The organism is Shewanella sp. 1CM18E (assembly GCF_023161665.1).
GTDB lineage: Bacteria > Pseudomonadota > Gammaproteobacteria > Enterobacterales > Shewanellaceae > Shewanella.
In genome coordinates this window covers 603,544-617,329 of record NZ_JALNTW010000001.1, presented here as the reverse complement: position 1 = coordinate 617,329, position 13,786 = coordinate 603,544, and the positions used below count along the sequence as shown (strand labels likewise).

Below are 13,786 nucleotides of genomic sequence, written 5' to 3'. Positions count from 1 at the left end.
GCGTTGAATAATTAGTGAAAGGGTATTCTTAGTCTGTATCTGGTAGTTTTGACTTGAGTTGTTATTTTTAATCGTTGGATGCGTTCATGGTTAAGTTATTGAATTGGAGTGTTTTTATTGGTTGGCCATATTGTTGTAGCTTTATGGCTACAACAATATAGGTAGTTTTAAACTTATCGTTGCTGGTTGTTAAGTCGCTGAGCAGCCTCGTAAGCTGACTGAGATTGTTTACCTGCGCACTCAGAATTAAACCGATTAATCATTTTAGAATGTCGGTTAACTTGAGTATTGTACTCATCAACAGATGCTGAGCTATATTGATCAACATACATGGAGTTGAGCTTTTTATAAAGCCATTCCGCTTCGTTATACAGTTTTACACATTCCTCCATTTTTAGGTCTGATATAACAGGCACGCTACCATAAGATGACGATGTCGGTGGTACTTTATATGTTTGTGCTGCTGCAGGAATTATGAAAGTGATTAATGCTGCGGTAGCCGCCGATAAAAAAATTGATTTATTTATCATTTTGATCCGTTTAAATTATTGCAAAATAAATGTTTAGTTAATTGAGCTTGAATATGTAGCTAGTTCAGAGAGAGAGATTGACGGTGTATTGTTATTAATGGACTTTATCAAGTCATCCTGTGTAATTTTCAGATCTTTCTTTAAGGCTGCACGGGCGGCTTCATCACAAATAAATTTAATATCACTCGATACATAGCTTTCTGTTCTAGAGGCTAACTCTGAAATATCCACATCTGTACTTAAAGGTCGTCCACCAAGAAGTTTTTCGAATAGCTTCTTTCGACTATCATGATCTGGCAGCGGGATATATATCTTTTTATCGATTCGTCCAGTTCGTAATACTGCAGGGTCTATTGACTCAGGCTTGTTGGTTGCCCCCACAATAAATACTCCATCGGCACCACAGTTGTTCATCTGAGCGAGAAATTCATTAACTGCACTAGTATTCATGTGATTAACACTTTCGTTATCGCGTCTAGGTACTATTGCGTCCAGTTCGTCAATAAACACAATCGAAGGTGCATTTTCTCGAGCATTATCAAATAACTTCTTGATATTCCCTTGGGTTGCGTTGACCCATTTACTTTGAATATCTGAGGGCTTAAGGTGAAATAAGCTAAAGCCCACTTCTTCTGCCATTCGCTCTGCAAAAAAGGTTTTGCCACAGCCAGGAGGCCCATAAAGTAGCATTCCATTTGGGATATCTAACCCATAACGCTGGTATTTTTCACGCTCGTTTAGTGCATCAATTACATCAGTTTTAATGGTTTCTTTTAAAGCCTCCATTCCTGCAATAGCTGCAAATCCCCAAGTTGTAGGAGTGCTAGCGGGCTTAGAAGCTTTAAGGTTTTTAGTTTGAAATGTAGCTTTGCCTTCTAGTGCTAAAATAAACTCGTTTGCAGTTTGGAAACGTTTAGAGGGATCTTCTGCAAGAGATTTATTTACAACATCAAACAAATTGCTCCCAGAAATACTGTTTATTTCTGGGGCGCTGATACCAACTTCACGTGCTTTCGCGACGATAGTTTGTATATCTTTCTGCAGAAACATATCTTCTGGCAGCATTATTTTCCATGGGGGCGAACCATAGAGCAAATGATAAAGAATGACTCCAACGCTGAACAAGTCGCTCTGCGGAGTCCCTTTACCTAGGATTGCTTCTGTCGCCATGTAAGGGATTTCATGGCGGTCAATTTCAGTTTTGAAATTGGCCTGTTCAACATGAGCTCTATCATAATTACTTAGGTGATAGCTATTTTCTGTAGATTCCATATCGATAATAATGGAGCTACTATTAATGTTATTACAAATAATCGCGGGGCTAGCTGAATGTAATGATTCAAGCCCTTTTAAAATAGCTATAGTGACATGCTTCGCTGTTGCGGAAGATACATTCGATAACCGATTAATGCGGTCGTCTAACGACTCTCCACTAATATGTTTTTGGATAATAAAATGAAAACTTTGCCCGTTGCTCTTGTGCTTCCCTTTGCTGATTAGCTTAGGAGGGAATGCAGAATCAGAAGCTTCCATTAATGTCGCTTGTGCAGAGTAATTAGCTATAGCACTTTCATTAGGTTTAAATAAACGTAAGACAAAGCTTTCACCAGCTTTGTTTTTTACCCGATATGTCTGAGCACATCTGCTTAGATTTAATAAAAAACCAACTTCGTAGGCATCGCCTAGAAGTTGGCCTTTACTTAGCAGCGGCTTGATGTCGCTACTCATTCCGATTTATCCTGCAAGTACACTATCATCAATTTCAGAGCGCTCAGTTTCTGGTAACAGATCACAAAGACTAAAGACTAGTGGGCCTAGTTCATCAGCATCAGCGCGCCTAGCGACTAGTTCCAGTGCTTGATTTACTAGTTCTCGAGCTTCAGCTTTATCTGTCCAATGATATGCATTGAAGTGATTATCAAAGTCACGAATAAAGCCCATAAACTGGTAAAGCTTAGTCAGTTGGAAGAACAATGAGCTAATAGTTTGTAAAAGCTGTTTACCAGCCTTTAAATCTTGTGACTGAAGCACATCAGATAACTCATCGCGAATAGAATCAACGTGCTCAGTTGTATCTTCGTTACCTAAATCGCTATTTGCATCTTCAAGGCGTTTAAATTCGTGTTTAAGCTTACGTTCCATATTTGGCCATGCTTCGCTTTTATTTAAGCGATCAATTTCTTTAAGCACTGAGCGTAATTCATCACGAGCTTTCATTTTTGCATCGACACAGTCGGAGCTTGCATTTAACTCGCGCTCAGCTTCTTCAAGACGGGCATGTAAACTCGCTGAATCATCTAGTTCGCTAATCACTGAACTGGCTTTTACAAACTCTTTCTCTAGCACGTCTGTAGAGATTGATTGCACGTCAGATGTTGGAAGATCTATCTCATATGTATAATCAAGATAAGAAAAATATGCCTCTACTTTAATATTTTGACTGCGATCAACACTAACCATTAACTCAACGGTACTGCCTGCTGGTAGTAATTTAGGTAAATCAGAGCCAGAAATAAGCACGTCGTACACGTGCTCATTATGGATAGCTCGGCTTCCCTCAGCGTAATGCTCCCCTTGGTAAAGTGGGATCTTAATAAAGTCTGCCTGTATGCCTGGGCGAATATCTTTCTGTGTTTTTAACTCTCTCTTACAGATACCTGTAGCTGGCAGAGTCGCATTTTTTTCAAGCCCCTTTAGTGCTGAAAAGACTAAGTCACCATTACTAATATCTAAAATTTCAACACCAAAATGGAGCGGTAATGGCATGCTGCCAAGTACCGAACCTTGAATAATACTAAAAGAGGTCGGCTCACACTCTACTTGATTTCCTTCACCATCAAATAGCGCAATATCAAAACTGTTTGTTTTACCATCCACAAGTTCTACATCACAGACTTCGCCACGAGCATCAATCTCAACTTTATCGCTTTTCCATGCGCCATCATTGCGCGACAGTTGGGCATAAACTTGATCTGGAATTGTACCTTCTGTTTTATTAGTCAAAACCTTTAAGGTAATAAACTCAGTTAGCTCTACGCTAGAGGCTTCATAATCAACGCCTAATTGAACTTTAGTTCTGTCACGTTTAGCATCGACAATATCTTCGGGTAGAGACACCGTTGAAGCGTAAATTGCTGCACCTCTGGCTACCACAGTCATAGGGTCAACACTGGTATCTGGTGCGCAAATTTGTTCGCCGACCATATCTCGCAAAACTGGTGAAAGTGTTGGGCCACCTACCAAAATTAATGAGGCCAGTTGCTCACCGCTTAAGTTATTACGCTTTAATAAATCTAAACTCAGATCAATTGCTCTTTGATACACTGTTTCAACAACGGCTCTAAGCGTAGCTTGGGTAACAGTTAAATCGATGTCAATCTCCTCGCCGTCATCATCGTCACGGATATCACCCGCATCGATACAAAGCTCGTATTCATCGTTAAAAGAGAGTTGGTTTTTTAACTGTTCAGCGAAAAACTTCAAGCCTGCACGAAAATTTGAACTGACATTAGGGTCTGACAATAGTTCATCAATTTCAAAATTTTCTTGAATATGAGGAATAATGAGTTTATCTACTACTGCAAAGTCTAAGTCTTTACCACCTAAATGATTGTCCCCCGATGAGTCAATTACTTTGACAATACCATCTTCGACTTTTACGAGGGCAGCGTCGAATGTGCCGCCACCAAAGTCAAAAACCAGCCAAAAACCGTCTTTCCCCTTGCCTTCAACACCATAAGCCATTGCGGCAGCAACAGGCTCCTGCAACGTCTCAATGTATTTAAAACCGGCAAGGTCAGCTGCGCGGCGCACTGCATCAATCTGATTCATGGTATAAGCTGCTGGTATAGTGATTACCGCAGCATCAATTTTTTCGTCAGACACATAGCCTTTTAAGTATTTTAAAACTTCGGCTGATAATTGCTCAGATGAAAAGCTCTCTCCTTTATGTGATGATTCATAACGTTCATCTGTGCCCATGGTACGCTTAAACTCAATATAAGCATTAAAAGGAATAGCTCGCTTCATACTTTTAAGGCATTCCTGGCGATAAACTTGAGATGACGACGCTCCTACCTGTTGTGCTCCTTTTTTGTTGTAAGCTACTGTTGATGGTGTAGTGTCACGTTGATCATCAAGGGATTTGATAATTGTTAAAGCACCACTATCAATGCGCGCGAGAGCTGAGTTAGTAGTACCTAAATCAATACCATAATCTATATTTAAACGTTTCATATCTATCTCTTAATTAATTGCAACATCGACTTGAGCGCGCTGAATAAGCATGCCATTAAAGTTAACTTGAGGGCGAACAACTTTGACAATGATTTTCTCATCGTCAGCCAGTTCAGGATCATCAACATAGTTAATTACATCCATATTCATTCGTTCATCGTAAGGCTTATTTAACAAGTCAATAATCTCATAGCCGTTAGCCATAAAGTTTTTGCGGATACGTTCAAGGCCTTTCACTAACGGCTTAATGCCTTTAACACTAGGATCCATTTGTGAAATATTTTTTTGCATTCGCGTAATTTCATCGGCTACTTTGAGCGAAAGTGAGTGATCAGGCTCCTCTGGCTCTGTATCTTTTACAACTTGTGCAGTTTCCTTAGTGAGCTTTATTTCTTGTGCTAACAGTAATTGCTTTTCAAGCACTTCAATTAATTTATTATCTAAGCTAAGACTTTCTTCTTCTAGGGAGGCTTTAGCAGATTGGATTTTTTGCTCCATGCGTACACCAGTTGAATCAATCCTACGGCGTAAGATAAAAATAACGCCACCGATAACCAATACGGCAATACTGAAGCCAATACCAACTAATATGAACTTACTCGTTGTTCCATCCGCTACTTTGTTGACCATAGCATTGGTGGTTGAATTGGCTTCTTGTATTTTTAGAGACAGCCCTTTATTTAGCTTAACCATTGCGGTTTCACCATCAGTTACCTTTTGATTAAAAAGAACTAATTTTTGGTCTGCCAGTGATAGCTCGTCTTTAAGTGCTGAAATTGTAGATTTCATATCTTCAAGGAAAGCATTTTGTTGTGCTAACTGTTTATGTAATGCACGTGAGCGAGTATCTTGCTCAGTATATTGACGGTTTAACTTATTTAAATTGACATTAACGAGCTCTGACACGTCAATTTTTTGCTTAATATTTTTAATGTTTTGCGTGTTAGCTTGAGTTTGTCCTTCCAAAGCCGCCAAAAAATATTCAATCCTATTCAGCCTTGCGTCGATATCATTAATCGCTTTTTGTTCTTGTACAAAGGATTGTTCTGCTACGAGCTCTGTTAGCTGAGTTTTGTCAACAGTCGCCCATACACTCAACGAACATAGAGTTAGAAGCAAAATGCTTAGATTTTTCATTTTATGTCCAAAATTTTAATTAGTTTATCTAAAACTGTTTTAATCAGTTTATTAATATTTTTATGCGTTTTTAGTTTTTCTACCATGAGAGGTGAGTATCTGTAATAGACTTTAATAAACGTACACCCAAGCTTTGTTTTCGCCAGTGTTTGATCTCTGAATTGACGTAATCGCAGGACCTGCGGGTGGTCATAGTCACCGTATGCCATAGTAGCTATGTAGCAGCCTTGATTGCGTTCGGCCTGCTTATTGAGGTTTCTAATGGTGTCGTGATTTGTGTTATACCTTTCACATACTGCTTCATTCATTGCAAAGTCGTAGAGATCAGTCATAGCATTTACTGCCTGTTGAAAAACTTCTCTAATAGCTGCAGATGTATGCTTTCCATTCTGAACATAGTTTACTTGAGCTATCATCATATTTAATGCCACTGTTACAACTAGGCTGCTAAGTTCAATAAACTCTTTCGTAGCACCGCCTTCACTGCGTAAATTCGCCAATTTAGGTTTGCATACGTTGATTAAAGCTCTTGCATTTTCTACTGATGCAAACCTATCTTTAAAATTTGCTAGCTCCTCATAGATATCATCGTAGTATTTACCTAGGCGGCGGTTTTCTTTGCGCTGCTTCATATCTTCTATGTTTTGAATGATTTCTCGTCTTGTTTTGTCGCTAGTGGAAAGTTTTTTCGCATAACCTAGAAGCTCAAGCGACTCATCAAAGATGTCGCGTAATTGATTATTTGCGTTAAAGTAATCAATATCACATTGCATAATCTCTTTTGCTACAGCGTCTGAAATCGTTTTGAATTTAATGCTTGATGGACTAAGAAGGTTTGAAATTTTAGTGATTGCGCCATCAACATTGTTATGTAGTGATAGTGCAAACGCATAAGCCTCAGAACCACTTTGCTCCCTTTTTTTCTGAGTTGTTTCAATTGCACGTTCAACATCAAAAATTAGGTTCTCACAAAAGCTTAGCGCTACATAATCTGTTACCCATTGTTCACATTGTGAAAAATAGCTAACGACATCATTTTCTGTCTTGTTAGCTGTGCGCAGAAGCTTAATGACATGCTTGATAAATTTTTCAGCGATCTGACGTTTTTCCACTACAAATGTTTCATCAGTAACAGCTGTTACAAATGCTGTAAATTCATCTGATTGAATCAGCTTAAGTTTATTTGCTATGCCAGACTTGTGCTCACTAGCTAGAACAGAGGTTAGTTGCAAGGTCGACAAGTTATTTAGACTTGAAATGTTGTTTGCTGTAACTGCTCTATTTTCAGTTACCTTGCTCCAAGTAGACATCGCTTTGTCTGTATCAGATTCTGCAAGATGACTAAGTGCAATTTCATCAAATTGGTTGTTGTTCACAAACCAAAATAAAGAATACTCAAGCTTGTCTTGCCTTTGGTCTATGCTTGAGAATGCTGCTGAAACAGATTGCTCTGTTCGAACAATCGGTGTCAGAAAAGTATAATCATGCTCAGAAGGTATATTTTTACCGACACTTGCATACTTACTTAATTTTACTTTTTGACGGTGTATTTCTTTTTCTTTTGCATTAGACAAGACGCCAATGACTCGAAAGGGGTTTTTTTGGACAGCGAACATATTAATCGGCGCTCGATAATTATTTTAAAACTACAGTTGTATTTTTCGTAGCTGTTTCACTATGAGTGGGTGTTTTTTATAACAGGCATTACTACTAATTTATCATTTGATAGGTGTTTATATTTTGACTTATATCAAGTTATGTTTCAAAATTATAACTTTAAGAAAAAACTAAAAGGCTATAGATGGTTGCTAGCCAACAACGCTTGATGTGCTTTACTTTTCTTTGAAGTATTAACAATTGTATCTATGTTAGTTTGCTTTTTGACTCTTGGGTACGCCTATTTTACGCTCTATATTATTAATCGTTTCAAAAATAAATTTGAATCGCACTTCGGTTTCCGCATTCATATCTAAATATGAAATTCTGGTCATACCCACTACTTATGTATTGATTTTATCTTTCATGTTGAACTTTATGCACCTGAGTTTATCCACTGTTTGATTTACTCGTAGATACTTGATGAGATTTTTTGATCGGCATCAGCTAATTAAAGTTGTTTTTACTTGTACGAGTTTGATGAAACGTAGAACTTAATGGTTGAATGATTAGCCCCTCACATCGTCAGCGGTTACTGGGCAAAAAAAGGGGGCGATATATTTCAATATTTCGCGTGTTTGATGAGGTATAAAATACCTATAATCATCACAGCAGCTGGTATTAAAAAGTACATTTCCACTCCTTAATATTTGGTCTAAACCAATCGAAACAGTACATAGTAACTGGCACGCCATAAGTTCACTTTGCTCGGGTTTTGCGTGCAAAGGACTTGGTATGTTGAAGCGCCATGCATCAGCTTGCACGTACCTAAACTATAGGTGCAAAGGTACCGAATATCATCGGTTTCAACATAAAAAGAGAATAACCAGAACAATAATATCGCGCCGATTACTAGCGGGATGCTAATTGTCTGGTTTAGGTTTAATCGTTTTCTTGGCATTTAAAAGTCATCGAATCCAGAGCTAAAAGAGTCGTAGCTACTGTCATAAGAGCAATCAGATGAGTCATCAAATGAACTGTCGGAAGTGCTATCTGGTGAGGGAGTGCCCGTATCCATAGATGAGTCGGTTACACCATATGGATTGCCTTTAATATCGACTCCACTATCAGCCACCATAGGTGTGCCATCGACATTTACTTGTGGCCCGTTGTTAAAATTTGTACTCATAATTATCTCCTGATTTTGCTGTTTGAAAGTTCACCGCTATCTATACACGTTAATGAAAAAATGTTAGATTACAAACTTGTTTGACTGAACTGTCAGCAACAAAAAGTTTGGCGTTTTACCTCTAAATATTCTTCGTTTTTTCTTCAAAAATTCCGCAAAATTTTCCCGTTACGCTTTAACGAATGTGTGCTTTTAATAGCAAAAATCGGCACGAAATTTTGTGACAAAAGTGCATGTGAAACATGCTATCAGCTCGCGTATTTGGATGGATACGAAGTATCGATTCAAAGGAACAACGCGCATGTACAGCTGGTCTGTACTAACCGTATTTCCATTTTGCTTCAGCAAAATTTAGCCTCACATTTGGCACAAATTGATGGCTAAACCATTTGCCTTTTCGTCAGAAAAGCACAGCGTCGAAAGAGGGAATAGAGGTGGCACACATCCCCTCGTCGTAAGCGGTGAAAATGCGGTTAGTACAGAGCGTAGCGAGATACATGCGCGTTTGATGTCTTGAAAAGCTAGAGCGTAGCTCGTAAGACGGTGGCGATGACGAGTCATCAGAGCTGGCGGGCGATTCAAGGCATATGGATGTATCACGAAGTGATTCATTCATCAGGCGAAGTCTGGCTTGGTAGCGATACTTATCGCTATTTTCATCCCGAGAGGGATTAATAAGCATCTCGGAATAAAAATCAGCACTTTTTTGCCTCAATCAGCATTGTTTGTGTCTTAAGGTTCTACCTCTTGATAACCATGTTCAACCTAACAACGGATATCAAGATGAATGAGCAAAACAATACAAACCAACGGCTAAATCAAACAGTCGAAATAGCGGGTGAAATAGCTGTTGAAGTCGTGCGGTTATATCAACCCTATATCTCTATGCCAATGCACTATCAACCTGGAACAAGTAATAATCAGATTGGTAAAGATAGACGTGTATTAACGATGAAAATCGTTACACGTTTCGGTCTAACATCACCAACGATTATCAGTTTGCTTTATGGCATTCCACATCGGCTCGCTTTAGAGCATTTGAACAAGCTTGTCAGCGATAAATTGCTGAGCTTAGTTATCACTCATCGTTCTATCGATGGGCGAGTATATGTACTCGATTATGCGGGGGCTAAATACGCCGAAGAGTTGTTATCTGTTGCGGTGTATTTTCGAACCGGAGAGCCAAGCCTGCGAGTCAACCAAAACACCATAATGCACGATCTTATGATGCAGTACGTCTTGCTCAAAGGCGTGCACAATCAAACGAAAGATAATATAGCTAAACCCTACTGGTATTCATTCGTTACCGAGCCTGAGTTTAAGCGGCTTTTTAAATCCAATGATGTGCGCAATGTTGATGGTATAGCGTTAGAGCCTGATGGCACCATCGCCGCGGTTGAGATAGAGCACTCATTCAAGACTAAGGCCGCAAGACAAACCATCCTATTAAAGTGGTTGTATGGCCTTAAGCATGGCTATTACAGCAAGGTCATGCTGTTCTCGCAGTCGCTACAAATCTTTAGTGACATAAAGAGGCTGCATAACCAACTCTATGAAGAGATGCCAACACGGTTTGATAAGAAGACGCGGCAGGTGTTACTAAGTCAGGAGGATGCTGAGCTACTCAAAGGAAATATTGTGCACCGAACGGTGCTGTGTGAGGAGCTAGCGACTATTTTTTATTAGCAGCTTAGGCGTAACGGGAAAAAGATACATAAAGTATCTTTTTCCCGGCAGAACTATCACTTCTAGAACTACAGTGTGCGAAAGCAAATTGAACGCTTTGGTGCAATTGCAGAGATCTATCATTTGGAGTGTGATAGATAACCCTCATTGATCGAGTTTCGCTGACAGAAGGCCTCCAGGTCCCGCTGTACTAATACATAGGACCTTTCCATGCTGATTTTTGAACTTTATAGCTTTAGGTCATGATTTTCGTATATGCACAGAGTAAATACTTTGTTCTGGCTAGATTCTAAGAGCGCGGGCGATATTAGTTGACCACTGTTAGTTGAAGTTTTCATTGCCTAACATAAAAAAGACAGAACAAGTTTGAGTCATTAGAAAAATCGGAGCTTTTATAGTGACAGTCTAAAAGACTATTTTTCTTTGAAATCAACATTGTCTATATAGTAGTGTGATATTGTTTGAGTTGAATGTTTAGTTAGGATTTAAAGCAAGGAATGCGAATGAAAGATAAGGAAAAAATAGCTCTTTTTATTGATGCCGATAACGCTCCAGCAGCAAAGATTGATGTAATCCTGTCAGAGTTGGCCAAGTACGGTGTCGTTAATATTCGTAAGGCTTATGGAAACTGGAAAAGCCCTAATATCAAGTCTTGGGAAGATGTATTACATGAGTATGCCATACAACCCATTCAGCAATTCGATCTCACAAAAGGTAAGAATGCCACAGATATAGCACTGGTTATCGATGCTATGGATACCCTCTACACCAAAGACGTCGATATCATATGTTTAGTGTCTTCTGGTTGTGATTTTACTCCCCTTGTGACTAGAGCACTTGCTGACGGCAAATTCTTGATTGGATTTGGTGAGCGTAAGGCACCAAGTGCTTTCGTCAATAGCTGCTCTCGATTCCTATATCTGGATGGATATGAACAAGGTGATGAAAATTTACCTAAACCAGTTAAAAATATTAAACGTGATACCAAGCTTATTAACCTTCTAAGGCAGGCGATTGAGGCTGTTGAAGAGGATGATGGGTGGGCGATGCTAGGGCCTGTTGGCAAGCATATTTCTAATCAAACATCTTTTGATCAGAGAAACTACGGCTATAAGAAACTAAGTGAGCTCTTTGCTGCTATTTAAGTGTAATATTGAAAGAAGAAAAACCATTACTTACTAGTTCTTTATTGGACAAAACTAAGTCTTCTTAGAAAATCAATTGAAACTTCATGTTCTAGTTCCTTAAAGCTGTAACCCTAATATTGATGATTACATGGGTTAACTAAAAGCATTACTCTTATAAGAGAATTGCTTTTCTGCAGATTAAGTTTGAATAGCAGTATGCCGCTAAACTTATTTTTTCACCAAAGTGAGTTTCGCAGCTCAAAAGGCAAATAGGGTGGGTAAAGCTTTGTCCATGCAAAAGCTAATCTGAAAGAGTGTGGTAATCTAAAAGGTTAGTTCAGATTAAAGCTAGTAGAGTATTCATGCTTAATCCCCCCTTTCAATATACACCTTATTCAGTATGAATAAGGTGACTTTCAATAATTTATAGCGTTAGCTAAAGAGATTGTGTTGTGTCACCTCTAGTGTGACCTTTCACCCAATGACCACGAACCCTGTAACCATCTCTCCAATGTCCTCGGCGCCAAAATCCAGTGACCTCATGAGTTACACTAGAGTCGTAGGTATCAGATGCATATAACTCATATGCAGTTGTCGTTTTATCACTCGAAATACCTGCCAACTCTTCTTCTAAGAGAAACGCCAGTTCTGATAAGGCTATGTGCTGAGTTTCAAAATAGTTATCCCAGAACTCACCAAGGTCTAAAATAGTTTTGTATTCGTCGGACTCCTGCAGTGAGTTTAGCTCTGCACCGACTTGTTGATGTCGATATTTTAATTCCTCTAATTTGGCAAAAAGCATCTCAAACGTTGTAAGTGAATTACTCGCTGCAGCATAACGTTCACCGCGTTCTATTTGACTAAGAAGCTCAAGTACTTTACTCAGATTTTGGCTAGCATAAGCCTCGTTTAACTGTACCATGAGCTGGTGAGCGTGCTTTTTAAGAGCATCACCAACTAAGTCAGGATGACAAAGCATTGATGCTTTACGATAAGCTTTTTTCAATGCCTTGATTTCGTCTTTTGTTAAGGCTTCAACAATCTTCTGAGTGATATCTTCGTTTTCTTGTTCAAAACTATTGGCTTGATTATGGGCTTGTTGGTAGTCGCTATACGAGCCTGCCTGCTTGGCATGGTTAAACTCTCTAAGCATGGTTTGACGAATTGTCTCTCGCTCAGCTTCTAGCATCTCAACGCTTTGCTTCTTGGAATTATACTGGGCTAGTATCTGACCGTAGTTTTCACTTAAAAAGTCTATAATGCATAGTTGTTCATCAAGTGATTGAAGTTCTGTTTTCAATGTTGCTAGCTGATTATTCCGTGTGGAAAACTCTGCAAATAGCCGCCGAAACTCATTTAGCTGTAGTGCTAATTTTTGAGCAGCGACTTCCTCTTGCAATGATAGGATTCGTTTTAAAATTGGTCCCAGTTTAAGATGATATTGGCGGTTAAAATCTTGCAGACGATTATGGGCTTCGTCTCTTTGCAACAGTAAAGATTGTAGCTTTTGTTCAACTACTTTTAACTCAAGACGAATAGCTGCAGTTTTGTCGTCCTCATAAAGAACAAGGGACTGTTGTTTATGCAGCCAATCCTCAATCAATTGTTGTGATTCGAGGTACTCTTGTTGTTCTAACAAACTGATGATTTCAAGCACCTGTTCATTGCAAGAGAGTGCTTGCAACACTGGCAATTGTAGTTCGATTAAATAATGGTCTTCCAAGCTAATACAGGTTTGGATTAGTTTCAGACGTTTAAAAAGTTCGCTCATAGGTGAATAGTCAATTTAGAATTATCAAGCAACTGTTGAGGTATATGTCCTGTGTAACCTTCCAAGTATAAATCTGTAAGGCTTGAAAGATCGCATAAACAATCTGCAATTTCGAGCAATTGGTTATAAGATAAATTAAGTTTGGTTAACTGAGTCTGGTTACCAATAAACTCAGGGATTTTGTTCAGCCGGTTATAGCTTAAATCAAGCTCGGTTAGTTGCGTCAAATTTCTAATAGACTCAGGGATTGCGCTTAGTTGATTGCTGCTTAAATTAAGCTCGGTCAACTGAGTCAGATTACCAATAAACTCAGGGATTTCGTTCAGCCGATTACAGCCTAATTTTAGCTGGGTTAGGTACGTCAGGTTACCAATCGACTCAGGGAGGGCACTTAGTTGATTGCTGAACAAAGAAAGCTTGGTCAACTGAGTTAGGTCTCCAATAGACTCAGGGATTGCGCTTAGTTGATTACTTTCTAATTTAAGCTCGGTCAACTGAGTTAGATTTCCAATAG

At 39.0% G+C, this 13,786-nt stretch carries 10 protein-coding genes; 2 read left to right on the top strand and 8 right to left on the bottom strand.

Annotated elements, in window-relative coordinates; all coding sequences use genetic code 11:
• Positions 1 to 173: 173 nt before the first annotated feature.
• From MSG37_RS02670 to MSG37_RS02645, 6 genes are all read right to left on the bottom strand, one after another.
• A complete protein-coding gene (locus tag MSG37_RS02670; RefSeq protein ID WP_248469002.1) occupies positions 174 to 530 on the bottom strand; it encodes a hypothetical protein in 357 nt (118 codons plus the stop codon).
• A 33-nt stretch (positions 531 to 563) separates the two neighbouring features.
• A complete protein-coding gene (locus MSG37_RS02665) occupies positions 564 to 2,258 on the bottom strand; it encodes an AAA family ATPase (protein WP_248469001.1) in 1,695 nt (564 codons plus the stop codon).
• A gap of 6 nt (positions 2,259 to 2,264) precedes the next feature.
• Complete coding sequence (locus MSG37_RS02660; RefSeq protein ID WP_248469000.1) at positions 2,265 to 4,766, bottom strand: Hsp70 family protein; 2,502 nt, start codon at positions 4,764 to 4,766, stop codon at positions 2,265 to 2,267.
• Positions 4,767 to 4,775: 9 nt separating this feature from the next.
• Positions 4,776 to 5,903 (bottom strand): hypothetical protein, encoded by a 1,128-nt coding sequence (locus MSG37_RS02655; protein ID WP_248468999.1) that lies wholly within the window; start codon positions 5,901 to 5,903, stop codon positions 4,776 to 4,778.
• A complete protein-coding gene (locus MSG37_RS02650) occupies positions 5,900 to 7,519 on the bottom strand; it encodes a CFI-box-CTERM domain-containing protein (RefSeq protein ID WP_248468998.1) in 1,620 nt (539 codons plus the stop codon). The genes MSG37_RS02655 and MSG37_RS02650 overlap by 4 nt, the downstream gene beginning before the upstream one ends.
• Positions 7,520 to 8,460: 941 nt before the next feature.
• Positions 8,461 to 8,688 (bottom strand): hypothetical protein, encoded by a 228-nt coding sequence (locus tag MSG37_RS02645; RefSeq protein ID WP_248468997.1) that lies wholly within the window; start codon positions 8,686 to 8,688, stop codon positions 8,461 to 8,463.
• A gap of 783 nt (positions 8,689 to 9,471) precedes the next feature.
• Between MSG37_RS02645 and MSG37_RS02640 the strand changes: the two genes are divergently transcribed.
• Positions 9,472 to 10,374: a hypothetical protein gene (locus tag MSG37_RS02640; RefSeq protein ID WP_248468996.1), complete on the top strand. Its 903-nt coding sequence runs from the start codon at positions 9,472 to 9,474 to the stop codon at positions 10,372 to 10,374.
• A 503-nt stretch (positions 10,375 to 10,877) separates the two neighbouring features.
• Positions 10,878 to 11,519 carry an NYN domain-containing protein gene (locus MSG37_RS02635; RefSeq protein WP_248468995.1) on the top strand — a complete coding sequence of 214 codons (642 nt, stop codon included), beginning with the start codon at positions 10,878 to 10,880 and terminating at the stop codon, positions 11,517 to 11,519.
• Positions 11,520 to 11,937: 418 nt separating this feature from the next.
• On the opposite strand, the gene MSG37_RS02630 is transcribed toward MSG37_RS02635, so the two are convergent.
• Entirely contained in the window at positions 11,938 to 13,272 is a 1,335-nt protein-coding gene (locus MSG37_RS02630; protein WP_248468994.1) for a J domain-containing protein, read from the bottom strand.
• Positions 13,269 to 13,786, bottom strand: a 518-nt coding sequence (locus MSG37_RS02625; protein ID WP_248468993.1) for a leucine-rich repeat domain-containing protein, incomplete at its 5' end; no start/stop codon positions are given. The genes MSG37_RS02630 and MSG37_RS02625, both read right to left, overlap by 4 nt.